The sequence below is a fragment of the Klebsiella sp. CN_Kp075 genome, from assembly GCF_040065055.2.
GTDB lineage: Bacteria > Pseudomonadota > Gammaproteobacteria > Enterobacterales > Enterobacteriaceae > Klebsiella > Klebsiella aerogenes.
Genome location: NZ_CM198050.1, coordinates 1486304 through 1512663, shown reverse-complemented (window position 1 = coordinate 1512663; position 26360 = coordinate 1486304). Strand labels below are relative to the sequence as shown.

The 26360-nt window shown below is 55.8% G+C and carries 29 protein-coding genes and 1 pseudogene; 11 read left to right on the top strand and 19 right to left on the bottom strand.

Features of this window, described 5'->3' with window-relative positions; all coding sequences use genetic code 11:
- The first annotated feature begins 166 nt into the window (after nt 1-166).
- Nucleotides 167-1384, top strand: a complete 1218-nt coding sequence (gene alaA / locus ABLV78_RS07295; protein WP_015365583.1) for an alanine transaminase AlaA — start codon at nt 167-169, stop codon at nt 1382-1384.
- A gap of 81 nt (nt 1385-1465) precedes the next feature.
- On the top strand, nt 1466-2065 hold the full coding sequence (gene yfbR, locus ABLV78_RS07290; protein ID WP_047043285.1) for a 5'-deoxynucleotidase: 600 nt from the start codon (nt 1466-1468) through the stop codon (nt 2063-2065).
- Between the two features lie 37 nt (nt 2066-2102).
- Here yfbR and ABLV78_RS07285 read toward each other — a convergent pair whose 3' ends face one another.
- The 4 genes from ABLV78_RS07285 to yfbV all read right to left on the bottom strand — a co-directional run bounded on the left by ABLV78_RS07285 (nt 2103) and on the right by yfbV (nt 5718).
- Nucleotides 2103-3935, bottom strand: coding sequence for an SLC13 family permease (locus tag ABLV78_RS07285; protein ID WP_045391469.1), 1833 nt, complete (start codon nt 3933-3935; stop codon nt 2103-2105).
- 76 nt (nt 3936-4011) lie between these two features.
- Entirely contained in the window at nt 4012-4671 is a 660-nt protein-coding gene (locus tag ABLV78_RS07280; protein WP_047043353.1) for a sugar phosphatase, read from the bottom strand.
- 11 nt (nt 4672-4682) lie between these two features.
- Nucleotides 4683-5177, bottom strand: a complete 495-nt coding sequence (locus tag ABLV78_RS07275; RefSeq protein ID WP_045391472.1) for a YfbU family protein — start codon at nt 5175-5177, stop codon at nt 4683-4685.
- Between the two features lie 85 nt (nt 5178-5262).
- Nucleotides 5263-5718, bottom strand: coding sequence for a terminus macrodomain insulation protein YfbV (yfbV, locus tag ABLV78_RS07270; protein WP_045391475.1), 456 nt, complete (start codon nt 5716-5718; stop codon nt 5263-5265).
- A 338-nt stretch (nt 5719-6056) separates the two neighbouring features.
- Between yfbV and ackA the strand changes: the two genes are divergently transcribed.
- Together ackA and pta are read left to right on the top strand one after the other, a co-directional pair.
- Nucleotides 6057-7259, top strand: a complete 1203-nt coding sequence (ackA, locus tag ABLV78_RS07265) for an acetate kinase (RefSeq protein ID WP_045391478.1) — start codon at nt 6057-6059, stop codon at nt 7257-7259.
- Nucleotides 7260-7377: 118 nt separating this feature from the next.
- Nucleotides 7378-9525: a phosphate acetyltransferase gene (gene pta, locus ABLV78_RS07260; protein WP_026612251.1), complete on the top strand. Its 2148-nt coding sequence runs from the start codon at nt 7378-7380 to the stop codon at nt 9523-9525.
- A 67-nt stretch (nt 9526-9592) separates the two neighbouring features.
- On the opposite strand, the gene yfcD is transcribed toward pta, so the two are convergent.
- From yfcD to yfcF, 3 genes are read right to left on the bottom strand one after another with little or no spacing between them, the layout of a single operon-like run.
- Nucleotides 9593-10150 (bottom strand): NUDIX hydrolase YfcD, encoded by a 558-nt coding sequence (gene yfcD / locus ABLV78_RS07255; RefSeq protein ID WP_015365574.1) that lies wholly within the window; start codon nt 10148-10150, stop codon nt 9593-9595.
- Between the two features lie 56 nt (nt 10151-10206).
- Nucleotides 10207-10758 carry a phosphodiesterase gene (gene yfcE / locus ABLV78_RS07250; RefSeq protein ID WP_047043293.1) on the bottom strand — a complete coding sequence of 184 codons (552 nt, stop codon included), beginning with the start codon at nt 10756-10758 and terminating at the stop codon, nt 10207-10209.
- 57 nt (nt 10759-10815) lie between these two features.
- Nucleotides 10816-11460: a glutathione transferase gene (gene yfcF / locus ABLV78_RS07245; RefSeq protein WP_047043298.1), complete on the bottom strand. Its 645-nt coding sequence runs from the start codon at nt 11458-11460 to the stop codon at nt 10816-10818.
- A 161-nt stretch (nt 11461-11621) separates the two neighbouring features.
- Between yfcF and yfcG the strand changes: the two genes are divergently transcribed.
- From yfcG to ABLV78_RS07215, 6 genes and pseudogenes are all read left to right on the top strand, one after another.
- Nucleotides 11622-12251 carry a GSH-dependent disulfide bond oxidoreductase gene (gene yfcG, locus ABLV78_RS07240; protein WP_047043304.1) on the top strand — a complete coding sequence of 210 codons (630 nt, stop codon included), beginning with the start codon at nt 11622-11624 and terminating at the stop codon, nt 12249-12251.
- A 65-nt stretch (nt 12252-12316) separates the two neighbouring features.
- On the top strand, nt 12317-12679 hold the full coding sequence (folX, locus tag ABLV78_RS07235; protein ID WP_015365570.1) for a dihydroneopterin triphosphate 2'-epimerase: 363 nt from the start codon (nt 12317-12319) through the stop codon (nt 12677-12679).
- Nucleotides 12680-12700: 21 nt separating this feature from the next.
- Nucleotides 12701-13594: a TIGR01777 family oxidoreductase gene (locus tag ABLV78_RS07230; protein ID WP_045391489.1), complete on the top strand. Its 894-nt coding sequence runs from the start codon at nt 12701-12703 to the stop codon at nt 13592-13594.
- A gap of 213 nt (nt 13595-13807) precedes the next feature.
- Nucleotides 13808-14062, top strand: a complete 255-nt coding sequence (locus ABLV78_RS07225) for a hypothetical protein (RefSeq protein WP_047043307.1) — start codon at nt 13808-13810, stop codon at nt 14060-14062.
- A 3-nt stretch (nt 14063-14065) separates the two neighbouring features.
- Nucleotides 14066-14620 (top strand): hypothetical protein, encoded by a 555-nt coding sequence (locus ABLV78_RS07220; RefSeq protein WP_059355878.1) that lies wholly within the window; start codon nt 14066-14068, stop codon nt 14618-14620.
- 75 nt (nt 14621-14695) lie between these two features.
- A pseudogene (locus ABLV78_RS07215) lies at nt 14696-15251 on the top strand (GNAT family N-acetyltransferase).
- On the opposite strand, the gene hisP reads toward ABLV78_RS07215, so the two are convergent.
- The 5 genes from hisP to argT form a co-directional block, all read right to left on the bottom strand.
- Entirely contained in the window at nt 15232-16005 is a 774-nt protein-coding gene (gene hisP / locus ABLV78_RS07210) for a histidine ABC transporter ATP-binding protein HisP (protein WP_015365566.1), read from the bottom strand. The pseudogene ABLV78_RS07215 and the gene hisP sit on opposite strands and share 20 nt — an antisense overlap.
- 7 nt (nt 16006-16012) lie before the next feature.
- Nucleotides 16013-16729: an ABC transporter permease gene (locus ABLV78_RS07205; protein ID WP_015365565.1), complete on the bottom strand. Its 717-nt coding sequence runs from the start codon at nt 16727-16729 to the stop codon at nt 16013-16015.
- The gene (locus tag ABLV78_RS07200) at nt 16726-17412 is read right to left on the bottom strand and encodes a histidine ABC transporter permease HisQ (protein WP_045391496.1); all 687 of its coding nucleotides are present in this window, start codon (nt 17410-17412) and stop codon (nt 16726-16728) included. The genes ABLV78_RS07205 and ABLV78_RS07200 overlap by 4 nt, the downstream gene beginning before the upstream one ends.
- 66 nt (nt 17413-17478) lie before the next feature.
- A complete protein-coding gene (gene hisJ, locus ABLV78_RS07195; RefSeq protein WP_015365563.1) occupies nt 17479-18261 on the bottom strand; it encodes a histidine ABC transporter substrate-binding protein HisJ in 783 nt (260 codons plus the stop codon).
- A gap of 267 nt (nt 18262-18528) precedes the next feature.
- On the bottom strand, nt 18529-19311 hold the full coding sequence (gene argT / locus ABLV78_RS07190; protein ID WP_015365561.1) for a lysine/arginine/ornithine ABC transporter substrate-binding protein ArgT: 783 nt from the start codon (nt 19309-19311) through the stop codon (nt 18529-18531).
- Nucleotides 19312-19360: 49 nt separating this feature from the next.
- On the opposite strand from argT, the gene ABLV78_RS07185 reads away from it, so the two are divergent.
- Nucleotides 19361-19489 (top strand): hypothetical protein, encoded by a 129-nt coding sequence (locus ABLV78_RS07185; protein WP_161801912.1) that lies wholly within the window; start codon nt 19361-19363, stop codon nt 19487-19489.
- Nucleotides 19490-19599: 110 nt separating this feature from the next.
- Here ABLV78_RS07185 and ABLV78_RS07180 read toward each other — a convergent pair whose 3' ends face one another.
- The 7 genes from ABLV78_RS07180 to ABLV78_RS07150 all read right to left on the bottom strand — a co-directional run bounded on the left by ABLV78_RS07180 (nt 19600) and on the right by ABLV78_RS07150 (nt 26351).
- Nucleotides 19600-20172 (bottom strand): UbiX family flavin prenyltransferase, encoded by a 573-nt coding sequence (locus ABLV78_RS07180; RefSeq protein WP_047043317.1) that lies wholly within the window; start codon nt 20170-20172, stop codon nt 19600-19602.
- A 126-nt stretch (nt 20173-20298) separates the two neighbouring features.
- Nucleotides 20299-21816, bottom strand: coding sequence for an amidophosphoribosyltransferase (gene purF / locus ABLV78_RS07175; RefSeq protein WP_047043320.1), 1518 nt, complete (start codon nt 21814-21816; stop codon nt 20299-20301).
- 33 nt (nt 21817-21849) lie between these two features.
- Nucleotides 21850-22338, bottom strand: coding sequence for a colicin V production protein (gene cvpA, locus ABLV78_RS07170; RefSeq protein ID WP_015706172.1), 489 nt, complete (start codon nt 22336-22338; stop codon nt 21850-21852).
- A 219-nt stretch (nt 22339-22557) separates the two neighbouring features.
- Nucleotides 22558-23256 (bottom strand): cell division protein DedD, encoded by a 699-nt coding sequence (gene dedD, locus ABLV78_RS07165; protein ID WP_045391498.1) that lies wholly within the window; start codon nt 23254-23256, stop codon nt 22558-22560.
- Nucleotides 23246-24514: a bifunctional tetrahydrofolate synthase/dihydrofolate synthase gene (gene folC / locus ABLV78_RS07160; protein ID WP_047043324.1), complete on the bottom strand. Its 1269-nt coding sequence runs from the start codon at nt 24512-24514 to the stop codon at nt 23246-23248. Before folC ends, dedD begins: the two co-directional genes overlap by 11 nt.
- A 63-nt stretch (nt 24515-24577) precedes the next feature.
- Nucleotides 24578-25492, bottom strand: a complete 915-nt coding sequence (accD, locus tag ABLV78_RS07155) for an acetyl-CoA carboxylase, carboxyltransferase subunit beta (protein ID WP_015365554.1) — start codon at nt 25490-25492, stop codon at nt 24578-24580.
- A gap of 199 nt (nt 25493-25691) precedes the next feature.
- Nucleotides 25692-26351 (bottom strand): DedA family protein, encoded by a 660-nt coding sequence (locus ABLV78_RS07150; protein ID WP_047066227.1) that lies wholly within the window; start codon nt 26349-26351, stop codon nt 25692-25694.
- Between the last annotated feature and the right edge of the window lie 9 nt (nt 26352-26360).

Below are 26360 nucleotides of genomic sequence, written 5' to 3'. Positions count from 1 at the left end.
TATAAAGAATAACGCCATTACACAGACAAATTCATTACTCTAAAAAAATACTATTCGCAAAATCTTCTCCTGTTAACCCTTCAAAACAGCGGGGATGCGGAGTACATTGTTCCGTGCTGACTTCCACGGCAGGGAGTGGCGATAACAGCTAAAAGGTCAAAGGTTCATGTCCCCTATCGAAAAATCCAGCAAGTTAGAGAATGTCTGTTACGACATCCGCGGTCCGGTTCTGAAAGAAGCAAAACGCCTTGAAGAAGAAGGCAACAAGGTACTCAAGCTGAATATCGGCAACCCGGCGCCGTTCGGCTTTGATGCGCCTGACGAAATCCTCGTCGACGTTATCCGCAATCTGCCGACCGCCCAGGGCTACAGCGACTCAAAAGGTCTCTATTCCGCCCGTAAAGCAATTATGCAGCACTACCAGGCGCGCGGAATGCGCGATGTTACCGTGGAAGATATCTATATCGGTAACGGCGTTTCTGAGCTGATAGTCCAGGCCATGCAGGCGCTGCTCAACAGCGGCGACGAAATGCTGGTTCCAGCCCCGGACTACCCGCTGTGGACCGCGGCGGTCTCGCTTTCCAGCGGCAAAGCGGTGCACTATCTGTGCGACGAATCCTCAGACTGGTTCCCGGATCTCGACGATATCCGCGCCAAAATTACGCCACGCACCCGCGGGATCGTCATCATTAACCCGAATAACCCAACGGGCGCCGTTTATTCCAAAGAGCTGCTGCAGGAGATCGTCGAGATCGCCCGTCAGCACAACCTGATTATTTTCGCCGACGAAATCTACGACAAGATCCTGTATGACGACGCCGAACATCACTCTATCGCCGCGCTGGCGCCGGATATGTTAACCGTCACCTTCAACGGGCTGTCGAAGACCTATCGCGTCGCTGGTTTCCGCCAGGGCTGGATGGTGCTGAACGGGCCGAAAAAGCACGCCAAAGGCTATATCGAAGGGCTGGAAATGCTGGCCTCGATGCGCCTGTGCGCCAACGTCCCGGCGCAACACGCTATCCAAACCGCGCTAGGCGGCTATCAGAGCATTAGCGAGTTTATCATTCCGGGCGGGCGCTTGTATGAGCAACGTAACCGCGCCTGGGAGTTAATCAACGAGATCCCGGGCGTCTCCTGCGTCAAGCCAAAAGGCGCGCTGTATATGTTCCCGAAAATCGACGCCAAACGCTTTAATATCCACGATGACCAGAAAATGGTGCTCGATTTCCTGCTGCAGGAGAAAGTGCTGCTGGTCCAGGGTACCGCCTTCAACTGGCCGTGGCCGGATCACGTACGTATCGTCACCCTGCCGCGTGAAGATGACCTGGAAATGGCGATTTCCCGCTTCGGGCGCTTCCTCTCCGGCTATCATCAGCTTTAATCGCGCCGCCGCCGGTATTTGCATCCGGCGGCGATCCCTGCGCACAATGGAACCCGATGTTGTCACTGCTTAAGGGTTCCTATGAGTCAGAGTCATTTCTTTGCCCACCTCTCCCGCCTGAAACTAATTAACCGCTGGCCATTGATGCGCAACGTGCGCACCGAGAACGTCTCCGAGCACAGTTTGCAGGTGGCGATGGTCACCCACGCGCTGGCGGCGATTAAGAACCGCAAGTTTGGCGGCCAGGTCAACGCCGAACGCATTGCCCTGCTGGCGATGTATCACGATGCCTCCGAGGTCCTCACCGGCGATCTGCCCACGCCGGTGAAATATTTCAATTCGCAGATTGCCCAGGAATATAAAGCGATTGAAAAAATCGCTCAGCAAAAACTGGTCGATATGGTTCCCGATGAGCTGCGCGATATCTTTGAGCCCCTGATTGATGAACACCATTACAGCGAAGAAGAGCAGTCGATTGTGAAGCAGGCCGACGCCCTGTGCGCCTATCTGAAATGTCTTGAAGAGCTTTCTGCCGGCAATAACGAATTTCTGCTGGCGAAAGGTCGGCTGGAAAAAACGCTGGAGTCGCGCCGTAGCCCGGAGATGGATTACTTTATGCAGGTATTTGTCCCGAGCTTCCAGCTGTCGCTCGATGAAATCAGCCAGGATTCACCGCTTTAATATTCAGGCCGGGCAGCCCCTGCCCGGCCTGAATGAATTAAAACGGAAAGAGTACCGGGATCAGCAGTACGCAGACCACCATCACCAGTACGGTGAAGGGCACACCGATTTTGACAAAATCACTGAACGAATATTTACCGGGTCCGAGCACCAGCGTATTAACCGGTGAAGAGACCGGGGTCATAAACGCCGCCGAAGCCGCCATCGCCACTACCATGGCAAAAGGATATGGCGATACTCCCATCGATTTCGCCGCCGCCAGAGCAATTGGCGCCATCAGCACCGCCGTCGCGGTATTCGAGATAAACAGACCAATCGCCGCGCACATCACAAACAGACAACCCAGCATCAAATAGGGGCCTTTACTTCCGGCGACGTCCATTAATCCCTGCACCACTAAATCCACGCCGCCGGTTTTCTGCAACGCCAGGGCGAAGGGCATCATACCCACGATCAAAATGATGCTCGGCCAGTGGATCGCCTTATAGGCGCTCTCGGCGTTAATACAGCGAAACTTGCCCATCAACAGGCAGGCGATGATGGCGGCGATAGGGTTGGGGATTTCATCGGTAAGCATCAGCGCTACCATTAACACCAGGCAGAAAATGGCGTGCGGCGCCTGGCTGTGCGCGGGCGAAGCATCGTTGACCTCTACCGGCATATTCAGCACCACAAAATCGCGGCCGCGTTTAGCCAGCATGGCTATCTGCCGCCAGTTGCCAACTACCAGCATAATGTCGCCTAACTGGAGTTGTTCATCGACTACCGCGCCGTCGAGCGCTTTACCATCACGCTTCAGGCCAACGATATTCAGACCAAAACGGGTACGGAAGGCCATCTCGCGCACCGTTTTGCCGATAAGCTCTGAGTCAGGGATTAACGAAACTTCCGCCATACCGACGTCCAGCGCCTGGTCGGAAAAGTATTCGCCGCGCAGCACCATCGGCTCAAGCATCTGCTCGCCGCAAAACTGCCGCAGATCGACGTCGGATGCCGACATATCGATCAGCAACACGTCGCGGGCGCGAAACTCCGACACCCCGTTAACGTTGACGATCACCCGGCGAAAACGCCGCCAGCGTTCGACGCCGATAACGTTGGCGCAGTAACGTTCACGCAGCTTTAAATCATCAAGCCGCTGGCCGATCATCGGCGAGCCCGGACGAATCGCCAGCCGGCGCGCCCTACCGGTGAGGTGGTACTCTTTGATTAAATCGCGGAAGGTGCTTTTCTTGCGGCCATCGCGGGCGGCGCTGTCATCTTCGCCCTTCAGCATAAAGCGCATCACCAGCATATAGACGATACCCAACACCAGCACCACCAGGCCAATCGGGGTCACGCTGAAGAAGCTGAAGCCATGCAACCCCTCGCGCAGCAGCTCACTGTTGACCACCAGGTTCGGCGGCGTCGCCACCAGCGTCATCATGCCGCTAATCAGCCCGGCGAAGCTTAGCGGCATCATCAGCCGCGACGGCGAGGTATTCATACGCAGCGAGACGCTGAGCACTACCGGAATAAATATCGCCACTACGCCGGTTGAGCTCATAAACGCCCCCAGTCCGGCAACGGTGAGCATCAGGTAGACCAGCATTTTGGTTTCGCTATTGCCGGCAACCTTGACCAGCCAGGAGCCCATCTTAGTCGCCACGCCGGTGCGCACCAGGCCGTCGCCAATGATAAATAAAGCAGCAATGAGAATAACGTTCGGATCGCTAAAGCCGGAGAAGGCTTCGCTGAGGGTTAAGGTACCGCTAAGCACAAACGCAACTATCACCATCAGCGCGATGGCATCCATGCGCACCTTGCCGGTCGCAAACAAGACAACCGCGATGGCCAGTAGCGATAACACCCAAATCAATTCACCGTTCACAACTTATCCTTGTCTGAAGAGGGAGCCGAAATTGTGGCACAAAAAAGCCCCGGCAACGCGGGGCTAAGTCATGAGATTATGCTTTAAGATTCACCTGAACATTGCCATCCGCCTGCCGCTCAATGCGCAAGCTTTCGAGGGTCGTCAGCACCAGATCGGCCTCATCAAGGCGCGGCGCATCGGCCGGAACGTTGACGGCGATGGTGCGGCATCCGGCAGCCAGCCCGGAAAGCAGCCCCGCCGGCGCATCTTCCACCACCGCGCACTGTTGTGCCGGTATGCCCAGCAGCTCGGCGCCGAGCAGATAGGCATCCGGCGCCGGTTTCCCCTTCTTCACCTGCTCGGCGGTAACGAACACTTTCGGCATCGGCAGACCTGCCGCGCGGTGGCGGGCGTGAGCAACCGGAATGGAACCCGAAGTCACGATAGCCCACGGGATCCCCGCTTCATTAAGCGTATTCAGCAAGCTTAACGCGCCCGGCAGTGCGACAATGCCGTCGATATCGGTGGCTTCAATCTGCTCAAGGAAGCGGAACTCGGCCTGAATATCCTCTTCGCTGCGCCCCGGCATAAAATGACGAATCGAAGTGATGGCCTGTTTACCGTGAATGAAACCGAGAATCTCATCGTGCGGAATGCCGAAACGATCGCCCCATTTACACCATGAACGCTCGACCACCGGCAAAGAATCCACCAGCGTCCCGTCGAGATCGAACAGGAAACCTTTACACTGCACGGGCACCTCCATCAGGCATTGATAATTTGGTTAATTTCGTTACTACTCAAGTGATACTGGCGCGGGCAGGAGTGCCAGGCGGCCAGCATACGCTGGTATTTTTCCCACATCGGCGTCTGCGAGTTAAAGCCGTGAGTACCGGCATCGAAGTGGCTATAGCGCCCTTCTACATTGACCATAAAGCGCACGTAGCCGAGATAGCGGGCCTCGGTGGCGACGTCAAAACCAAGGAAGGTCACCCGACGTTCATCGATAGCGGAGGCGTCCTTCAGGTTGGTCCACGAAACGTGCAGCGCGTGGTACATCTCCATGATATCGATAATGGTCCGGCAGGTTTCTTCCGTCAGTTGGCCAAATTCGCGGTCCAGCTCGCGCATTTGCAGCCCATATCCACGCTCGATGATGGTCTGTAGACGGCGGTAACGTTCGGCGTTGTCCGGGTCGAGCATAGTCATCATCTTGTACTGATTGGACAAAATCAGACGCTGCGCATTGGTCATTTCCATTTTTGACTCCTGTAGCACTTACGGCGTGAAATAAAGAAGGCGCATAAATCATGCGCCTTCTTTTATATGCGTTTTCCGTATGGAATTACAAATCATCAAGGAAAGTTTTATCCAGTTGTTTGAAGGCGCGCTTAAGCGTGTCAGCCAACGCCTGGTAATCCGGCTTGCCGTCAACCGGCGCTAACGCCTGCCCGGCCTCTTGTAATTTGCCGCGCACTTCATAAAACCAGTTCAATATTGATGGCGGTAATGGCGTCACGGAACGCTTGCCCAACCACCACAGCCCCTGCATCGGCAGGCTTAAGGCAAACAACGCGGTGGCGACGGCCGGGCCAAGCTGGCCGCCGAGCGCTATCTGCCAGCATAAGGTGAAGACCGCAACCGGCGGCATGATGCGAATCGCGTAGCGGGTAGCGCGAATAATGCGGTTTTCGACAAACACCGGCGCCAATCGCTTATCGAGGGGCCAGGTCTTCGCATAGTGCTGCCCGCGACGAAACAAGCTGAAAAAGCTAACGGGGCGATTCTCAGGGGTCGACATGGCTATACCTCAACTTTACATATAAAACTTAAAATTTTCGTGCAAAACACCAACTGTGCATGACAACGTTCAAAAGATTTTGGCAATGGATGCGGCAATCAGGTATCCTGTGCCCACCTGAGAGGGCGGTTAGACCCTTTTACCAGGTTAGTCAAATTATCGCATATTCTGCTGCTGGCGGAAAATTATGCAAAATGACATAAAATCATATGTACTTCCCTCATCGTGCCAGAAAACAGAACAAGGCATGATGTTAATCATAAATGTCGATGTCATCCTGCGCTACGCTTTGTGACACACTGATGTTTTTTTAGCCACGTATCATAAAAGGTACTTCCATGTCGAGTAAGTTAGTACTGGTTCTGAACTGCGGTAGCTCTTCCCTGAAATTTGCTATCCTGGATGCCGTTAACGGTGACGAATATCTCTCCGGTTTAGCCGAATGTTTCCATCTTCCTGAAGCCCGTATCAAATGGAAAATGGACGGCGGCAAACACGAAGCTGAGTTAGGCGCAGGCGCCGCTCACAGTGAAGCGCTGAACTTTATCGTTAACACTATTCTGGCACAAAAACCAGAACTGTCAGCCCAGCTGACCGCAATTGGCCATCGTATCGTTCACGGCGGTGAAAAATACACCAGTTCCGTCGTCATCGACGATTCCGTTATTCAGGGCATCAAAGACTCCGCTTCCTTCGCACCGCTGCACAACCCGGCGCACCTGATCGGTATCGCTGAAGCGCTGAAATCCTTCCCGCACCTGAAAGACAAGAACGTTGCCGTGTTCGACACCGCGTTCCATCAGACCATGCCGGAAGAGTCCTACCTGTACGCCCTGCCGTACAGCCTGTACAAAGAGCACGGCGTACGTCGTTACGGCGCGCACGGCACCAGCCACTACTATGTGACTCAGGAAGCCGCTAAGGTACTGAACAAGCCGGTTGAAGAACTGAACATCATCACCTGCCACCTCGGCAACGGTGGTTCCGTTTCCGCTATCCGTAACGGTAAATGCGTTGATACCTCCATGGGTCTGACCCCGCTGGAAGGTCTGGTGATGGGTACTCGCTCTGGCGATATCGACCCGGCGATCATTTTCCACCTGCACGACGCGCTGGGTATGAGCGTAGATGCTATCAACAAAATGCTGACCAAAGAGTCCGGCCTGCTGGGTCTGACCGAAGTCACCAGCGACTGCCGCTACGTTGAAGACAACTACGCGGATAAAGCTGACGCTAAGCGCGCAATGGACGTTTACTGCCACCGCCTGGCGAAATACATCGGTTCTTACACCGCGCTGATGGACGGTCGTCTGGACGCGGTTATCTTCACCGGTGGTATCGGTGAAAACGCCGCGATGGTTCGTGAACTATCCCTGGGTAAACTGGGCGTTCTGGGCTTCGAAGTTGATCACGAGCGTAACCTGGCTGCCCGTTTCGGTAAGTCTGGCTTCATCAACAAAGAAGGCACCCGCCCTGCCGTGGTTATCCCGACCAACGAAGAGCTGGTTATCGCTCAAGACGCACACCGTCTGACCGCTTAATTCCACACCGCCAGCGATAACCCTGACGTCTTCGAGTTACCACTTGAAGCATGACGGTAAGCTGGCGGTGCTGTTTTGTATCCCGCCTAAAACTGGCGGTAACGAAAGAGGATATATCGTGTCCCGTACTATCATGCTGATCCCTACCGGAACCAGCGTAGGCCTGACCAGCGTCAGCCTCGGTGTTATCCGCGCTATGGAACGCAAAGGCGTTCGCCTGAGCGTCTTTAAACCTATCGCCCAGCCGCGTTCCGGTGGCGATACTCCAGACCAGACTACCACCATCGTTCGCGCCAGCTCTTCAACGACGACTGCCGCTGAGCCGATGAACATGAGCCACGTTGAGTCGCTGCTGTCCAGCAACCAGAAAGACGTGCTGATGGAAGAAATCATCGCCAACTACCATGCCAACACTCAGGATGCTGAAGTGGTGCTGGTTGAAGGCCTGGTCCCGACCCGTAAACACCAGTTCGCTCAGTCTCTGAACTACGAAATCGCAAAAACGCTTAACGCGGAAATCGTCTTCGTGATGTCTCAGGGCACCGATACCCCGGAACAGCTGAACGAGCGTATCGAACTGACTCGCAACAGCTTCGGCGGCGCGAAAAACACCAGCATCACTGGCGTTATCGTTAACAAACTGAATGCTCCGGTTGATGAACAAGGCCGTACACGCCCTGACCTGTCCGAAATCTTTGACGACTCGTCTAAAGCGAAAGTCGTGAAGATCGACCCGGCTCAACTGCAGAATGGCAGCCCACTGCCGGTGCTGGGCGCGGTGCCATGGAGCTTCGATCTGATCGCCACGCGCGCTATCGACATGGCGCATCACCTGAATGCGACCGTGATCAACGAAGGCGACATCAATACTCGCCGCGTGAAGTCTGTAACCTTCTGCGCGCGCAGCATTCCGCACATGCTGGAACACTTCCGTCCGGGTTCTCTGCTGGTGACTTCCGCAGACCGTCCTGACGTACTGGTCGCTGCCTGCCTGGCGGCGATGAACGGCGTAGAAATCGGCGCTATCCTGCTGACCGGCGGCTATGAAATGGACGCGCGCATCAGCAAGCTGTGTGAACGTGCTTTCGCCACCGGCCTGCCGGTATTCATGGTTAACACCAACACCTGGCAGACCTCTCTGAGCCTGCAGAGCTTCAACCTGGAAGTACCGGTTGACGATCACGAGCGCATCGAGAAAGTTCAGGAATACGTTGCTAACTATATCAACGCCGACTGGATCGAATCGCTGACCGCGACCTCCGAGCGCAGCCGTCGTCTGTCTCCGCCAGCCTTCCGCTACCAGCTGACCGAGCTGGCGCGTAAAGCGGGCAAACGCGTCGTTCTGCCGGAAGGCGACGAACCGCGTACTGTTAAAGCGGCGGCCATCTGTGCCGAGCGCGGTATTGCAACCTGCGTGCTGCTGGGCAACCCGGATGAGATCAACCGCGTTGCGGCCTCTCAGGGCGTAGAGCTGGGCGCTGGTATTGAAATCGTCGATCCGGAAGTGGTTCGCGAAAGCTACGTGGCGCGTCTGGTCGAACTGCGTAAGAACAAAGGCATGACCGAAGCGGTTGCGCGCGAGCAACTGGAAGATAACGTGGTTCTCGGCACCCTGATGCTGGAACAAGACGAAGTTGACGGCCTGGTATCCGGCGCGGTTCACACCACCGCCAATACCATCCGTCCGCCGCTGCAGCTTATCAAAACGGCGCCGGGCAGCTCGCTGGTCTCTTCCGTATTCTTCATGCTGCTGCCGGAACAGGTTTACGTTTACGGCGACTGCGCGATCAACCCGGATCCGACCGCAGAACAGCTGGCGGAAATCGCGATTCAGTCCGCTGATTCCGCGATTGCCTTCGGTATCGAACCGCGCGTGGCGATGCTCTCCTACTCCACCGGCACCTCCGGCGCAGGTAGCGATGTAGAAAAAGTACGCGAAGCGACTCGTCTGGCGCAGGAAAAACGTCCTGACCTGATGATCGACGGTCCGCTGCAGTATGATGCCGCAGTGATGGCTGACGTAGCGAAGTCCAAAGCGCCGAACTCTCCGGTAGCTGGACGCGCGACCGTGTTCATCTTCCCGGATCTGAACACCGGTAACACCACTTACAAAGCCGTACAGCGTTCCGCTGACCTGATTTCCATCGGGCCAATGCTGCAGGGTATGCGTAAGCCGGTAAACGACCTGTCCCGCGGCGCGCTGGTAGACGATATCGTCTACACCATCGCACTGACGGCGATTCAGTCTTCTCAGCAGCAGAAATAATCTCCCGCTGAGACAAAAAAGGCAGCCAAATGGCTGCCTTTTTTATGACGCTAACGCGTAAAGGAAATTACGCTTCGTCTTCTTCCGGCTCGTCGCGATCGTGGCCGGTATTGCCCGCGTTACGGGTCATCCACAGCGCCAGCGCTTTCAGTGAATCGGCGGTGAACTCATCGCAGCGCGCGGTGATCTCTTCCGGCGTCAGCCAGCATACTTCGCTGACCTCTTCTTCCTGCAGGGCGAACGGGCCATGAGAAACACAGCTGAATAAGCTTCCCCAGACGCGGCAGTGTTTATCTTCGTAGTAGAATTGGCCGTGATCGGCAAAAGGCACGCCCGCAATCCCCAGCTCTTCTTCCGCTTCGCGGCGCGCGGAGTCCAGCAGCTGTTCATCCGCCTGCACCACGCCGCCGGCGGTCGCATCCAGCATGCCCGGCATGAAATCTTTGCTCTCGGTACGGCGCTGCACCAGAATCTTGCCCATCCCATCATGAACCACAATATAGGTCGCGCGGTGACGCAGACACTGCGCGCGCATCTGCTCGCGGCTGGACTGTGCTATCACCTCATTGTTTTCATTAACAATATCGACCCATTCTGTGCTTGCCAAATGCTTCTGTTCCGCCATCAGGAAACCTTACTTTTAAGCGCTCTCGCGGCGCGTCTTTACGATTGAGGGGTAAATTACGGGTAAATTGCGGCCTCTGCAATAACCTGATTATCTTTGAGTGCGAAAACCTGCAGCCGATCATCTTCCAGCATGCCGTAGCTGGCGGCAAAGCCGCCTTTCGGGATGCTCACAGAACCAGGATTGAAGAGGAAAATATCGCCGCGTTTCTCGGCAACCGGAATATGAGTATGACCATAAGCCAGTACATCGCCAGCGGCGAGCGGCGGCAAATTATCCGGACTATAGAGATGACCGTGGGTCAGAAACAGGCGGTAGCGTTCGCTGAGCACCTGCTGCCAGGGGGCGGTAATGGGGAAATGCAGCAGCATTTGATCGACTTCGCTATCGCAGTTACCGCGGACGGCGATAATCCGCTGCGCGACGCTGTTCAGCCGCTCGGCGACCTGCGCCGGCGCATACCCTTCCGGCAGCGCGTTGCGCGGCCCGTGATTAAGCACATCGCCGAGGATAACCAGCCACTGCGCCCCGCTCTGCGCGAAGCGTTCCAGAACGCGTTCGGTCGCAGGCAGCGAGCCGTGAATATCGGATGCGAACATCAGTTTCATATCAACCCCTTACCAGACAATACGGTCTGTCTATGATAACGGAACTGCCTGCGCTTATCAGCCGCTACGTTTAGCCGACAGTGCGGCATAACGCTGAACAGATGCCCGCTGCCACTGGAAGGTCGCGTAGTCCGCCAGCGCTTCCGGCACCTCGTCACCGTTCAGCACCAGACGGTTTAGCATCAGTGCAAGATCGGCATCGGCGATACACCATTCGCCAAACAGATTCTGCCCGCCATGCGCCAAAAGCGCGCCGGCGGTAGCAAAGAGTTTAGCCGCGCTGGTTTGCCCCGCGGCGCTGAGCGCCGGCTTCTTCACACCGCCAAACACCACATCGGTGGAGCGTTCTTCGCGTATGGGCATCAGATCGCTGCGCAGCCAGGCCTGCACCTGCCGCGCCCGCGCGCGTTTTTGCAGGTCGTGCGGATACAAGCGCTCCCACTCCGGCGGCGCAAAGCGTTCATCAAGGTATTCGGTAATGGCCGAGGATTCGCTCAGCGAAAAATTATCCACTTCCAGCAGCGGCACGCGCCGTGTCGCGGAGTAGCCCTTCCAGCCTGGCTGCAGATGCTCGCCGCTGTCGAGATTGACGGTCTTAAGAGTGAACGGCAGGCTTTTTTCCTGCAGCGCCACGTACACGGACATCACATAGGGGGAGAAAAAATCGGCATCGGACCACAGGGTAATAACAGGCTGATTCATAACATCCTCAATGAAGCCAGGGGGAGATAAATCAACATAGCTGGTCTGCTATAAGATGTCACTGGCAGCCGCATGAGGATTTCGCAATATAATCTTTGCCCCGCGATTGCGCAGGTCGCCTATACTCGAAACGTTTGCGACCTTCGATGGCGGGAGACCTCATGATCGATCTTTACTACGCACCCACCCCCAACGGCCACAAAATCACTCTTTTTCTCGAAGAGGCGCAGCTGGCCTATCGCCTGATACGCGTCGATATCGGCAAAGGTGAACAGTTTCGCCCGCAGTTTCTGGCTATCTCGCCAAATAATAAGATCCCGGCGATCGTTGACCACGTTCCGGTCGACGGCGGCGCGCCGTTAAGCCTGTTTGAGTCCGGAGAGATCCTGCTCTATCTGGCGGAAAAATCGGGAAAATTACTGAGCGGCGAGCTGCGCGAACGGCATACCACCCTGCAATGGCTGTTCTGGCAGGTCGGCGGTCTGGGGCCGATGCTTGGGCAAAACCACCACTTTAACCATCACGCGCCTCAGGCTGTCCCCTACGCCATTGAACGCTATCAGGTCGAAAGCCAGCGTCTGTATGGCGTAATGAACCGGCGTCTTGAAGCCAGTCCATGGTTGGGCGGCGAGCACTACAGTATCGCCGATATCGCCTGCTGGCCATGGATTAACGCCCACCAGCGCCAACGCATCGATCTTAGCCAGTTCCCGGCGGTGCATAACTGGTTTGAACGCATCCGCCAGCGCCCGGCAACGCAACAAGCGCTACTCAAAACGCAACAGTATTAATCCCCTGCTCGCAGGGCGTGCTTTGATGTATGATTGCGGAAATTACTACACGGAGGAAGCCTGCAATGTCTCAGCCAGACGCCATTATTCGTATTAAGAACCTGCGCCTGCGTACTTTTATTGGAATCAAAGAGGAAGAGATCGCCAACCGTCAGGATGTGTTGGTGAATGTGGTGATTCACTATCCGGCCGATAAGGCTCGCGACAGCGAAGACATCAATGATGCCCTGAACTATCGCACCATTACTAAACGCATCATCAGCCATATCGAGAATAACCGCTTCTCGCTGCTGGAAAAATTAACCCAGGATGTGCTCAATATCGCATGCGAACATCACTGGGTCACTTATGCTGAAGTAGAGATCGATAAACTTCACGCGCTGCGCTATGCCGACTCAGTATCGATGACTATGAGCTGGCGGCGCTAAAACGTTTGTAAGGGAGGCGGTATGAAAATCCTGCTCACTGGCGGTACCGGGCTCATTGGTCGGCATCTTATTACCAGGCTGCTGGAACTTGGGCACCAACTCACGGTTTCCACCCGCAACCCTGAACGCGCGAAAGCCCGTCTCGATCCCCGCGTCACGCTGTGGCGCGGTTTCGAGGGGCAAAACAACCTCGATGGCTTTGACGCCGTCATTAACCTTGCCGGTGAACCGATCGCCGATAAGCGCTGGACGGCAGAGCAAAAAGAGCGCCTGTGCCACAGCCGCTGGGACATCACCCGCCAGCTGGTCGCGTTATTTAAAGCCAGCGAAACACCACCTTCCGTGCTGATTAGCGGTTCCGCTACCGGCTATTACGGCGATCTCGGTGAAGTCGTGGTGACCGAGGAAGAGCCGCCGCACAATGAATTTACCCATAAACTTTGCGCCCGCTGGGAGCAAATCGCCTGTGAGGCGCAAAGCGATCGCACGCGCGTGTGCCTGTTGCGCACCGGCGTCGTCTTAGCGCCGCGGGGCGGGATCCTGGCCAAAATGACGCCCGCGTTTAAGCTCGGCCTGGGCGGACCTATCGGCGACGGTCGCCAGTATCTGGCGTGGATCCATATCGATGATATGGTGAACGGTATTCTGTGGCTGCTGGATAACGATCTGCGCGGCCCGTTCAATATGGTCTCGCCCTATCCCGTGCGTAACGAACAGTTTGCCCACGCGCTCGGCCACGCGCTTAATCGCCCGGCGATTTTCCGCGTTCCCGCCGCCGCCATTCGCCTGCTGATGGGGGAATCCTCGGTACTGGTGCTCGGCGGCCAGCGCGCGCTGCCAAAACGCCTGGAAGCCGCCGGCTTTAGCTTCCGCTGGTACGATCTGGAAGAGGCGCTGAAGGATGTGTTGGGCTAGGTAGATAAACGGGGAGTAACGGCTCCCCGTTCTCTTCCCTGGGGCGGAAGCCGCCTCGCAAATCGTTAATTCCTCGTTCTCCTTGCTACGCTTCTTGTGAAGCGCATTCCAACCGCAAAAATATACTCCTGCCATAACGTCCTGACGAGGAATATACCCTCAAAACACGTTGACACCCGTCAACACTCTTTTTATTCTGAGCAGGATTTAACGATGAAGGAACATCCGGACAAACATATCAGGATGGCGATTGCCACGGCGCTGGCGCGGGGGTGGATATTGCTGCCTGCAGGTAAAAGCGCTCATTGCTTTGGGCGTCTCGTCTGCGGCGTGGCTGAACACCGTGAACATATGATGAGCATTTGGTCGACGCACGCCGTCCCTGAAAACCACGCCCGGCAAATAATCAGAATGGTCGAACGGTGTTCCATCCCGACTACCGCGCGCATCACGCATAAGGAACACTAAACGATGCCGATATTTAATTTTACGCTGACGCTGTCCGGCGTCACCAGTCAAACGCCCGGACTGGAAGATGCGCTCTTTGCCGCAGGCTGTAGCGACGCTCTGGTCTGCTTTTACGGTACCGCGGTCTACCTCGAGTTCGATCGCGAGGGCCAATCGCTGGAACAGGCGGCGCTGTCCGCCATCCGCGATGTAGAAACCGCCGCGCTGCCAGATATCCGCGTGGAGTCCATCGATTCGACATTGGTCGGGCTGAGCGATATCGCCGAACTTATCGGCGTCTCCCGCCAGGCGATCGCGCTATTAAAAGAGGGCGCTCGCGGCAGCGGGCGGTTTCCCGGCCCCGTACAGCGTGTGAAAGGCAATTCCCCTCTCTGGCGCTGGAAATCCGTCGTTGAATGGTTAGTCGCGGAAAAGCGCATCGCCGCCGATTCGCCGATGGTGGCTAACGCCCAACTGCTGGATAGCCTCAACCTGGCGCTACAGCTTCGCCGTTCACCTGAAAATCACCGCGTACAGCGCTACCTGCAAAGTCTGAGCACCACGTCACCCACGGGCTGATTCGCGAGGACGAGCATGTTACCCGGCGCAGCATAGTGGTAAAGTAGGCTTTCGTTTTAGCTGATTAATCGCTTTATGACTACGATAACAACGCCCCGCCTGTTGCTTTCCCGCTTCACTCCGGCCGATTGGCCCTTTTTTCTGCGTCTGCGTCAGGATCCTGACGTCATGCGTTACATGGGTGAGGTGTTAAGCGAAACGGCGCTACGCAGCGTGTTTGAATGCCGCTGCGAAGATACCGGCGTCTTTGTGTTGCGCGATTCGGCCGGCACGCCGCTGGGAGATATTGGTCTGCGCATCAGTACGAAAAATCCGCACGAGGCCGACGTCGGCTACGCGTTACTGCCGCAAGCGCAGGGCCAGGGCTACGCCAGCGAAGCGCTGCGCGCGATTTGTGATTACGGCTTTACCACCCTTGGCATCCACGCCATTAATGCCTGGGTGCTGGGAGATAACCTGGGGTCGTCGCGGCTGCTGGAAAAGCTGGGTTTTGTACGCATTCAGGTGCTGGAACAGGCCTACCACCTCAACGGCGTGGATTACGATGATTGGATCTACCGACTGGAGCGTTAAGTCATTCCCGGCGAGCAAACCCGCCGGGATAGAGGCGATTACTTCAGTGAACCTTTAAGGAACTGCTGCAGGCGCTGGCTTTTCGGGTTGCCGAACAGCTCGTCGGGATGCCCTTCTTCTTCGATTCTTCCCTGATGGAGGAAAATCACGTGTGAAGAGACGTGGCGGGCAAAGCCCATTTCGTGGGTGACGACCACCATGGTTTTCCCCTCTTCCGCCAGTTTTTGCATAATACGCAATACTTCGCCCACCAGCTCCGGATCAAGTGCCGAGGTCGGCTCATCAAACAACAGTACGTCCGGCTCCATCGCCAGCGCCCGCGCGATGGACACGCGCTGCTGCTGACCGCCGGAAAGATGTACCGGATATTTGATCTGCTGGCGTTCATCGATGCCGACTTTCGCCAGATACTTCACCGCCCGCTCGCGCGCTTCCTGTTTGTTGAGGCCGAGCACCTGAATCGGCGCCTCCATGACGTTTTCCAGTACCGTCATGTGGCTCCACAGGTTGAAGTGCTGGAACACCATCGTCAGTCGCGTGCGCAGCAGACGCAGCTGGTTTTTATCCGCGACCTTCAACTGGCCGTCTTTATCGCGCACCAGGCCAATATTCTGCCCGTTGACGATAATCGTTCCTTCGCTTGGCTTCTCAAGAAAGTTAATGCAGCGCAGGAAGGTACTTTTACCGGAACCCGATGAGCCGATAATACTAATCACGTCTCCGGCCTTCGCTTTCAGCGAGACGCCTTTCAGCACCTCGTGCTCGCCGTAACGTTTATGCAGATCGATAACGCTTAATTTATTGTCGGTCATGGCTTTCTCAGTGCGTCGAAGAAGGTTTGATATGCTGCAGCCAGCGCTTTTCCGCCTTGCGGAACAAGCTAATCAGCACATACGAAATAATTAAGTACAGTACCGCGGCGATACCGAAAGCGGTAAACGGCTGATAGGTCGCCGAGTTAATATCGCGCGCGATTTTCAGCAAATCCGGCACCGTGGCGGTAAACGCCAGCGCCGTCGAGTGCAGCATCAGAATGACTTCGTTACTGTACGCGGGCAGCGCAATACGTAGCGCTGAGGGCAAAATAATGCAGCGGTACAGCTTAACTGACGAAAAGCCGTAAGCCCGCGCGGCCTCAATCTCGCCCGGCGCCACCGAACGAATCGCCCCGGCAAAAATCTCGGTGGTGTAGGCGCAGGTATTTAAGGTCAATGCCAATACCGTACAGTTCAGGCCGCTGCGGAAAAACGCATTCAACAGATCGCTGCCTTTGACGATTTCCAGCGTATACATCCCGGAGTAAAACACCAGCAGCTGCACGTACAGCGGCGTGCCGCGGAAAATATAGGTAAACAGCCAGATCGGAAACTGGATGTATTTATTGCTCGATACGCGCCCGATGGCGAGAAACACCGCGAGGATGCCGCCCATCACCACTGAAGCAATCAACAGCCACAGGGTGATCGCCACGCCGGTAAAACGGTAACCGTCGGTCCACAGCAGGGATTTCCAGTACTCCTGAATAATTTCAATCACAGGTCAGCCCTCTTCACACCCACGGAGTAGCGGCGTTCAAGCAGCAGCAGCACACCATTGGAAATCGTGGTAAACACCAGATAGATCGCCCCACAGACGATAGCGAAATAGAACGGCTGCCAGGTACTTTTGCCCGCCAGTTGCGTTGCCTTAACCACGTCTTCCAGACCGAGCAGCGACACCAGCGCGGTGGCTTTGAGAATCACCTGCCAGTTGTTGCCGATGCCGGGCAGCGCATAGCGCATCATTGCCGGAAACAGGATGCGGCGGAACGTCTGCCAGCCGCTGAAGCCAAATGCCGTCGCCGCTTCAATATGGCCTTTCGGCACCGCCAGAAACGCGCCGCGGAAGGTTTCAGTGAAGTACGCTCCATAGATAAAGCCGAGGGTGATAATACCGGCAATCATCGGATCAATATCAAATTGCGCCATGCCGAATGCATCGGTGATGCTGTTAAGGGCGATTTGTAGCCCATAGAAAATCAGCAGCATCAGCACCAGATCCGGCACCCCGCGGATCAGCGTGGTATAGCCTTCAAACACCAGCGCCATAGGCCGGTTGGCGGATAGTTTCGCCCCCGCGCCCACCAGCCCGATAAGGACCGCCAGCACCACCGAGCTAAGCGCCAGCTCAAGGGTGACCAGCGCGCCCTGAAAAATAACCTGTGAGAACCCGTACAGCATGCTGTCTGCCCTGTCTGTCATCGATCGCCGCACGTGAAAACGCGTGCGGCGAGGTACTAACGATGATTAGTCGCCGTACACGTTAAAATCGAAATATTTCTTCGCCAGCTTGTCGTAAGTGCCGTCTTTACGCATCTCGGCGAAAGCTTTATTTAGCGCCTCACGCAGCTCGGTGTCGTCTTTCCGCAGACCCATGCCGGTACCGACGCCAAACAACTTCTCATCCTTAATGGACGGGCCGCCAAACTGATAATCTTTGCCAATCGGCTGTTTGAGGAAACCTTCGCTGGCGGCGACCTCATCCTGGAACGCGGCGTCAATACGGCCCGCGGTCAGGTCGGAATAGATATTGTCCTGGCCCTGATAGGAGACAATTTCAATGCCTTTCGGCGCCCAGTGCTCGTTGCCGTAGGTTTCCTGAGTCGTACCCTGCAGCACGCCAATGCGCTTGCCTTTCAGCTTGCTCAGGTCTGGCGTAATATCGCTGCCCTTTTTCACCACCAGACGGGAATCAGCGGCATAAAGTTTGTCGGTGAAAGCAATTTCCTGCTGGCGCTTTTCGGTGATCGACAACGAGGACATAATCGCATCGATTTTCTTCGCTTTTAACGAGGGGATCAGCGCATCCAGCGGGTTTTCAACGAAGGTACATTGGGTATTGATACGCTTACACAGCTCTTTCGCCAGATCGATGTCAAAACCAATCAATTGACCCTGCGCATTCTTCGATTCGAACGGCGCATAAGTAGGATCGGTACCAATACGGATTTTCTGTGGAATGGCTGCGAATACCGTGGAAACGCTGGAAAGGGCCAGCGCCAAAGAAAGAGACAACGCCAGTTTTTTCATAATTATCCTCAACAGACTGTCATTCTAACGGGTTTATTAGAAGCACTTACGCCAGTTATCGTGCCATTATTCGCCCTGCCAAGGCAAAGCAAAATGCGCATGAAAGCAGATTTTTTTGCATCAGAAACGCTTAACTATGCACTTTCTGAACAAAGAAAAACCGCTATCGCCCCATTCTGGTGCAAGCCATTAACCGCTTGCACCTATCAAGGGCAACAATAACCGCGTCGCAATGGAGCGGCCTGGCATAACCAGACCGCTACAGTCTTAATCGCCGTAGACGTTAAAGTTGAAGTATTTCTTCGCCATTTTGTCGTAAGTGCCGTCTTTACGCATCTCACCCAGCGCTTTGTCGAAAGCGGCTTTCAGCTCGCCATCTTCTTTGCGCAGGCCGATGCCGGTACCATCGCCGAAGTATTTTTTGTCTTTAACGGAAGGGCCGGCAAAGGCGTAATCTTTACCGGCAGGTTGTTTGAGGAAACCTTCGCTGGCCGCGACTTCATCCTGCAGCGCCGCATCGAGACGCCCGGCGGCGAGGTCGGAATAGATCAGATCCTGGTTGGCATAGGCGACAACATCCACGCCCTGGCTGCGCCAGCGTTCGTTGGCATAGGCCTCCTGAGTAGAGCCCTGCAGTACGCCAACATGCTTGCCTTTCAGCGACTCCAGCGTCGGCTGAATCGGCGAGCCTTTTGCCGCGATCAGACGAGAGTCTGCCGCGTACAGCTTGTCAGAGAACGCAATCTCCTGCTGGCGTTTTTCGGTAATCGACAGCGACGAGATAATCGCGTCGATTTTCTTCGCTTTCAGCGAGGGGATCAGCGCGTCAAAATCGCTGCCCACCCAGGTGCACTTCACCTTGATACGCGAGCACAGTTCATTGCCCAGATCGATGTCAAAGCCAATAAAGTTGCCCTTCGAATCCTTCGACGAGAAAGGCGCATAGGTGGTATCGGTGCCGATGCGGATACTTTGCGGCAGCGCCGCAGATACGCTGGCGGCGCTACTGATTCCCATGATTAACGAGAGAGCCAGGATCGTCTTCTTCATAGAAAGCCCTTAAGTGTCGTGATGTTGTTATGTTGTGCGCTGTCTGGTTATGTGTGTTGCCGACGGTTCTTGCAGGTTTTATGCCATTTTCCCGGTGCGTGCCGGTAACAGTGTTAAATTTGTTAATATAAAGTTGCAAGATTGTCTTAGAAGGGAAGATACCAGCATTAACGGATAAACCGCAGCGGCAAAACGCAAAAAAACAAATTAAATGTCGAGGATTTGATCAGGACAACAAAAATGCACCAGTGGAAGGCAAAGGTAAATAAAATGCACCAAACGGGTGCATCAGGCCCCGCCCTGCCAGCGGGTAAACAGGTCCTGCGGCAGGTCAATATCAAACTGATCGATAACCCGGTTAACCGTCTGATTAATCACATCGTCCAGCGTCTGGGGACGATGATAGAAGGCCGGCACCGGCGGCATGATCACCGCGCCCATTTCCGCCGCCTGCACCATTAAACGCAGATGCCCAAGGTGGAACGGCGTCTCGCGTACGCAAAGCACCAGCGGGCGGCGCTCTTTTAACACCACGTCCGCTGCGCGGGTCAGCAGGCCGTCGGTATAGCTATTGACGATGCCGGAGAGCGTTTTCATCGAGCACGGTAGAATAACCATCCCGCTGGTTTTAAACGAGCCGGAGGAGATGCTGGCGGCGATATCGCGCGCGTCGTGTACCACATCGGCCAGCGCCTGCACTTCCCGCAGCGAGTAGTCGGTTTCCAGCGACAGCGTTTGACGCGCCGCCTGGCTCATTATCAGATGGGTCTCGACCTCCGCGACGTCACGCAGCACCTGTAGCAGGCGTACGCCGTAAATCGCGCCGCTGGCGCCGGAAATGCCGATAATGAGTCGTTTCACGATGTTATACCCCTTGCGCATAGTGCCGCAGACTTTGCCGGATTATAGTCTCCGACGCAACCTGGCGGGTAAAAATAAAAAGGCCCGCGGTCTTCGAAAGACGGCGGGCCAGCAACAAGGGACCAATTAGCCTTCGTTATGCATCTCTAAGTTTTCAACTTCGGTTTGCAGTTGCACCGCTTTCGCATCGTCGTTACGCAGAGAATCAAGATAATCGAGATACTGTTGGTCAACGTCTTTGGTGACGTACACGCCGTTAAAGACAGAACACTCGAACTGTTGAATGTCCGGGTTCTCGGCGCGTACCGCTTCGATCAGATCGTCCAGATCCTGGAAAATCAGGCCATCGGCGCCGATGATCTGGCGGATCTCGTCAACTTCGCGACCGTGGGCGATAAGCTCGTTGGCGGTCGGCATATCGATACCGTAGACGTTCGGGAAGCGAATTTCCGGCGCCGCGGAGGCCAGATACACCTTTTTCGCCCCCGCTTCGCGCGCCATTTCGATAATCTGTTCAGAGGTGGTGCCGCGAACGATAGAGTCATCCACCAGCAGCACGTTCTTATCACGGAATTCGGCGCGGTTGGCATTCAGCTTACGGCGCACGGATTTACGGCGCAGCTGCTGGCCCGGCATGATAAAGGTACGACCAACATAGCGGTTTTTGACGAAGCCCTGACGATACGGTTTATCAAGGATACGGGCAATCTCCAGGGCGATATCGCAGGAGGTTTCCGGGATCGGAATAACGACATCGATATCCAGATCTTCCCACTCACGGGCAATTTTCTCGCCAAGCTTCGTGCCCATGTTCACGCGGGCGCTATAGACGGAAATCTTGTCGATAAAGGAGTCCGGACGCGCGAAATAGACGTATTCGAACAGGCATGGGTTGCTGACCGGGTTTTCCGCGCACTGGCGGGTAAACAGCTGGCCTTTCTCGGTGATGTAAACCGCTTCGCCCGGCGCGACGTCGCGCAGAAATTCAAAGCCCAGAGTATCCAGCGCCACGCTTTCGGAGGCGACCATATACTCGGTGCGGCCATCGCCGATATCGCGCTTGCCGAGCACCAGCGGACGAATACCGTTCGGGTCGCGGAAAGCGACCATGCCGTGGCCGATAATCATCGCCACGCAGGCGTACGCGCCGCGGATCTGGCGGTTCGTCGCGGCAATCGCGGCGAAAATGTTATCGGCTTCCAGCGGGTAATGACGGAAATTATCCAGCTCGCTGGCGAAGATATTGAGCAGAATTTCGGAATCGGAGGTGGTGTTGATGTGGCGGCGTTTTTCTTCAAACAGCTTTTGACGCAGCTCGTGGGCATTGGTCAGGTTGCCATTATGGGCCAACGTAATGCCGTACGGCGAGTTAACGTAAAAAGGCTGCGCTTCAGAAGCGCTGGAACTGCCTGCCGTTGGGTAACGGACGTGGCCAATCCCCATATTTCCCTGCATACGCTGCATGTGGCGCGCTTCGAACACATCGCTCACCAGTCCGTTGGCTTTACGCAAACGGAAGCAGTTATTTGCATCAATGGTGATGATGCCCGCGGCATCCTGCCCACGATGCTGAAGCACCGTTAACGCGTCATAAATCGACTGGTTTACCGGCATAACACCGGCGATACCGACAATACCGCACATACGTCTTTTCCTCGTTAAGCTACATCCCAACGCTTATGCTTTGGGCAAGAAACTTGACGAGCTCTGCAGATAGTCAAAGAACCATCTGATAACGAAACTGAACTGCGGGATAAGCTCAGACTTTTGCCAGTCTTCACTTTTTGCCATACCGGTGAAGCTGTCGAGAAAGAACAGAATAGCGGAGACGATCAGCACGCCGCGCAGGGCGCCAAAACAGATCCCCAACACCCTGTCTGTTCCTGACAGACCGGTTTTCTCTACCAGAGCGCCTATCACATAGTTAACGATAGCGCCGACGATAAGCGTTGCGATAAACAATATCGCGATAGCAATCCCATTTCGGACCAGTTCGTCTTCAAAGCCCGTGAACCAGACAGCCAGGTAAGTGTAGTAATGACTGGCGACAAAGAAGGCACATCCCCATGTCACCAGCGATAACGCTTCACGAACAAAGCCGCGGATAAGGCTAACCAAACAGGAAAAACCAATTACCGCAATAATGGCGTAATCAATCCAGACCATATACATCCCACGATTTTACGCCCTGTCGTCCAGTTCGGGGCGCATTCTAACAGAAAAAGAAAACGTTTGCGTAGGGATTTCCGTGCCCTACAGAAATAAAAATGGCGCTGAAAAAACATTCAACGCCATACAGCCTGACGCCTCTTCAGGGCGTATCCGGCAAGGGTTTCAGCAGGTTAACCCGCTTGCTGGCTCACCCAATCGGAGCGGATATGGTTTTTAATTCGGGCTATATCCCATGACCACGCCGCTCAGGCCAGAAATTTGCTGCAGCTCGCCGAGTTGCCCCTTCAGCTTGTCTTTCGACGCATCCGGCCCCACCAGAATACGGGTAATTTTACCCTGAACCGGGGTGGATGGCGATGTCCAGGCTTTAAAGCCCGAGGAACGCAGTTTACCCACGATTTCGTTAACCTTATCGGCATTCTTCAACGCCCCTAACTGCACCACATAGGCTTTTCCGGTCGGCGCCGGAATAGCGGCCTGCTGCTGTTGCGGCTGTGGTTGCGGCTGCGGTTTCGCCGGAGGCGGCGTCTGCGCGACCTGCTGCGGCTGCGGTTTCTCAACCGGCTTCGGCTGTGGTTTCGGCTGCGGCTTGGCGGCCACCACCGGCTCCTGAACTTCATCGAAGCTATTGTTATTCACCGGGATGCGCGACGGATCCAGCGATGGCGCCGCGGCATCTCCCGCTCTCACCTCTTCCGCGGCGCCTTCCGGCGGCTGCGAAGGCAGCGCCTGGGTAGCCGCCGGCAGCATATCCGGCTCATCGCGATCGCCCGGCTTCGGCACCAACGGGATCGCCGCAAACTCATCCTGATAATGTTTTTTCTGACCGTCGAGCAGACCCGGGAGAATAATTACCCCCAGCGCTACCAGTACAATCGTCCCGACTAAACGGTTCTGAAACTTACTCGCCACCGATTCTCCCCGCGTCTATCTCTTCCATTACATGCGCTACCGTGTGGAAGGAACCACACACCAGCACCGTATCTTCGGCTTTGGCATCCGCCATGGCGGCATGCCACGCCTGGGCTACGCTGTCATAACTTTGCCCTGCGCGCAGATGCGCAATCAGCTGATCCGCCGTGGCGCCGCGCGGCCCTTCCAGCGGCGCGCAGTACCACGCGTCTACTTCAGGCGCCAGATTCGCCAGGGTTCCGGCGATATCTTTATCATGCAGCATACCAATAACCGCCAGTACGCGCCCCGTTTTCGCTAAGGTTTTGAGACGCCCGGCGAGATAAGCCGCCGCATGCGGGTTATGCGCGACATCGAGGATCACCCGCGGCGCCTCGCTGATAATCTGAAAACGCCCCGGCAGCATGGCGTGATGAATACCGTCGCGCAGCGCCTGTTCAGCGACGTTAAGCCCGCTGGCGCGTAGCGCCGCCAGCGCCGTCGCGGCGTTCGGCAATGGAACCTGCGGCAGCGGCAGCCCTGCCAACTCGCCCTGACCATCGCTAAAGTTCCATGACTGGCCAGTCACGCTATAACGCCAGTCGTGGTCGCGGCGCAACAGCGTCGCGCCTTTTTCATCCGCCACGTCGGCAATCGTGTGCGGCATATCGGGTTCGCCCACCACTGCCGGTTTGCCGGCGCGGAAAATACCGGCTTTTTCACGGCCAATGCTTTCACGATCCGGCCCCAGCCAGTCGGTATGATCCAGCGCGATGCTGGTGACCACCGCCACGTCGGCATCGACGATATTCGTGGCGTCCAGGCGCCCGCCGAGGCCCACTTCGAGGATAACCACATCGAGCTGCGCCTGCTTAAACAGCCATAGCGCGGACAGCGTGCCAAATTCAAAATAGCTCAGCGAGATATCGCCGCGTGCCGCTTCGATTTCGGCAAATGAGGCGGTATGCGCCGCTTCCGGCAGCTCAGCGCCCTGAATGCGCACGCGCTCGGTATAGCGCACCAGATGCGGCGAACTATACACGCCAACTTTATAACCCGCCGCCATCAGCACGGATTCCAGCGTCCGGCAGGTGGTGCCTTTGCCGTTGGTACCCGCCACGGTAAAGACAAACGGCGCCGGTTTTAGTATCGCCATCCGTCCGGCGACTTCGCTCACCCGCGAAAGCCCCAGATCGATGGCTTTACTGTGCAGATGCTCCAGATAAGAAAGCCACGTAGCCAGGGGCGACGTGGCCTGAGGAATAGGATCTTTTTCCATGATGTCCGCGAGAGTTAACGGTAAAAAAAAGGGCAGCGCCTGTCGGCCCTGCCCTCTGCATTATCAGGCCTCTGGTTCCTGATCCGGTACCGGTGGCACCACCTCGCCTTCGTGAGGCGCATCGGCCTGCGGCGAAGGAAGATTCATCAGTTTCGCCAGGATGCTGGCTAATTTCAGACGCATTTCAGGACGACGGATAATCATGTCGATCGCCCCTTTCTCAATCAGGAACTCACTGCGCTGGAATCCCGGCGGCAGCTTCTCACGCACGGTCTGCTCGATAACGCGAGGACCGGCGAAGCCGATCAGCGCTTTCGGCTCGGCGATATTAAGATCGCCCAGCATCGCGAAGCTCGCGGAGACGCCGCCCATGGTCGGGTCGGTCAGCACGGAGATGTACGGTAAACCGCGTTCCTGCATTTTCGCCAGCGCCGCGGAGGTCTTCGCCATCTGCATCAGCGACATCAGCGCTTCCTGCATACGGGCACCGCCGGAAGCGGAGAAGCAGATTAGCGGGCAGTTGTCTTCCAGCGCCTGCTCAACCGCACGGACGAAACGCGCGCCAACAACGGAACCCATCGAACCGCCCATAAAGGCGAATTCAAATGCCGCCGCCACAACAGGCATGCCGTGCAGGGTGCCTTTCATCACCACCAGCGCGTCTTTCTCGCCGGTCTCTTTCTGTGCAGAGGCCAGACGGTCTTTATACTTTTTCGAATCGCGGAACTTCAGCACATCCTTTGGCTCGAGCTCGCTACCCAGCTCCACGAGAGAACCTTCGTCCAGCAGGCTATGCAGGCGATTGCGCGCCGACATACGCATGTGGTGATCGCACTTAGGGCAAACCTCCAGGTTGCGCTCCAGCTCTGCGCGGTACAGTACCTGACCGCAGCTGTCGCACTTGGTCCATACACCTTCAGGAATACTTGCCTTACGGGTGGGGGTTATATTGCTTTTAATTCGTTCAATCCAGCTCATTGATAACCTTTCTACCTGAACCTGGTCGATGCCAGTTTTGTCGCAAGGGGCGCATAATGCCACTTTTGCCCCTCACAGACCATGAATGTTGCACATTAAATCATAACATCCCGTAACATGGGATAAAAAAGTGGTCGAACCGCTCACACTTTGCGGGCCGAACGTCATAGCAACGCCCGGCGAAAATGCCGCTAAGGGCTTATTTAGCCTGCTTTGCCGCCGCCCGGCGATGGCGAATCACTTCGATAACACCCGGCAGTACCGACAGGACGATAATCGCCACGATCAGCAGCTTCAGATTTTCCTGCACGATCGGCAAATCACCGAACAGGTACCCGGCATAGGTGAACAGCAGTACCCACAGCAGCGCGCCTACCACGTTATACGCCGCAAAATGACGATAGGACATGTGGCCCATTCCCGCCACAAACGGCGCAAAGGTTCTGACGATCGGCACAAAACGCGCGAGGATGATGGTTTTGCCGCCGTGGCGTTCATAGAAGGTATGGGTTTTGTCGAGATAGCTGCGACGGAAAATCTTCGAGTTCGGATTGCTGAATAGCTTTTCGCCGAACAATCTACCGATGGTGTAGTTCAGGGCATCGCCCACAACGGCGGCAATGACCATCAGCGTGACCATCAGGTGTACGTTGAGATCGTTAGTTGGCAGCGCGGAGAGCGCACCGGCGACGAACAGCAGAGAATCTCCGGGCAGGAACGGCGTCACCACCAGGCCGGTTTCGCAGAACAGAATCAAAAACAGGATGGCGTAAACCCAAACGCCATACTGTGCGACCAGCTCCGCAAGGTGCACATCAATATGCAGGATGAAATCAATCAAAAAATGAATCAGGTCCATATTTGTCTT

Excerpts from the sequence above, each read along its gene's own strand:
- alaA (WP_015365583.1), top strand. The coding sequence starts at position 167 with ATGTCCCCTATCGAAAAATCCAGCAAGTTAGAGAATGTCTGTTACGAC.
- yfbR (WP_047043285.1), top strand. The coding sequence starts at position 1,466 with ATGAGTCAGAGTCATTTCTTTGCCCACCTCTCCCGCCTGAAACTAATT.
- ABLV78_RS07275 (WP_045391472.1), bottom strand. The coding sequence starts at position 5,177 with ATGGAAATGACCAATGCGCAGCGTCTGATTTTGTCCAATCAGTACAAG.
- yfbV (WP_045391475.1), bottom strand. The coding sequence starts at position 5,718 with ATGTCGACCCCTGAGAATCGCCCCGTTAGCTTTTTCAGCTTGTTTCGT.
- ackA (WP_045391478.1), top strand. The coding sequence starts at position 6,057 with ATGTCGAGTAAGTTAGTACTGGTTCTGAACTGCGGTAGCTCTTCCCTG.
- yfcD (WP_015365574.1), bottom strand. The coding sequence starts at position 10,150 with ATGGCGGAACAGAAGCATTTGGCAAGCACAGAATGGGTCGATATTGTT.
- yfcE (WP_047043293.1), bottom strand. The coding sequence starts at position 10,758 with ATGAAACTGATGTTCGCATCCGATATTCACGGCTCGCTGCCTGCGACC.
- yfcF (WP_047043298.1), bottom strand. The coding sequence starts at position 11,460 with ATGAATCAGCCTGTTATTACCCTGTGGTCCGATGCCGATTTTTTCTCC.
- yfcG (WP_047043304.1), top strand. The coding sequence starts at position 11,622 with ATGATCGATCTTTACTACGCACCCACCCCCAACGGCCACAAAATCACT.
- folX (WP_015365570.1), top strand. The coding sequence starts at position 12,317 with ATGTCTCAGCCAGACGCCATTATTCGTATTAAGAACCTGCGCCTGCGT.
- ABLV78_RS07230 (WP_045391489.1), top strand. The coding sequence starts at position 12,701 with ATGAAAATCCTGCTCACTGGCGGTACCGGGCTCATTGGTCGGCATCTT.
- ABLV78_RS07225 (WP_047043307.1), top strand. The coding sequence starts at position 13,808 with ATGAAGGAACATCCGGACAAACATATCAGGATGGCGATTGCCACGGCG.
- ABLV78_RS07220 (WP_059355878.1), top strand. The coding sequence starts at position 14,066 with ATGCCGATATTTAATTTTACGCTGACGCTGTCCGGCGTCACCAGTCAA.
- hisP (WP_015365566.1), bottom strand. The coding sequence starts at position 16,005 with ATGACCGACAATAAATTAAGCGTTATCGATCTGCATAAACGTTACGGC.
- ABLV78_RS07200 (WP_045391496.1), bottom strand. The coding sequence starts at position 17,412 with ATGCTGTACGGGTTCTCACAGGTTATTTTTCAGGGCGCGCTGGTCACC.
- hisJ (WP_015365563.1), bottom strand. The coding sequence starts at position 18,261 with ATGAAAAAACTGGCGTTGTCTCTTTCTTTGGCGCTGGCCCTTTCCAGC.
- argT (WP_015365561.1), bottom strand. The coding sequence starts at position 19,311 with ATGAAGAAGACGATCCTGGCTCTCTCGTTAATCATGGGAATCAGTAGC.
- ABLV78_RS07185 (WP_161801912.1), top strand. The coding sequence starts at position 19,361 with ATGTGTGTTGCCGACGGTTCTTGCAGGTTTTATGCCATTTTCCCGGTG.
- purF (WP_047043320.1), bottom strand. The coding sequence starts at position 21,816 with ATGTGCGGTATTGTCGGTATCGCCGGTGTTATGCCGGTAAACCAGTCG.
- cvpA (WP_015706172.1), bottom strand. The coding sequence starts at position 22,338 with ATGGTCTGGATTGATTACGCCATTATTGCGGTAATTGGTTTTTCCTGT.
- folC (WP_047043324.1), bottom strand. The coding sequence starts at position 24,514 with ATGGAAAAAGATCCTATTCCTCAGGCCACGTCGCCCCTGGCTACGTGG.
- accD (WP_015365554.1), bottom strand. The coding sequence starts at position 25,492 with ATGAGCTGGATTGAACGAATTAAAAGCAATATAACCCCCACCCGTAAG.
- ABLV78_RS07150 (WP_047066227.1), bottom strand. The coding sequence starts at position 26,351 with ATGGACCTGATTCATTTTTTGATTGATTTCATCCTGCATATTGATGTG.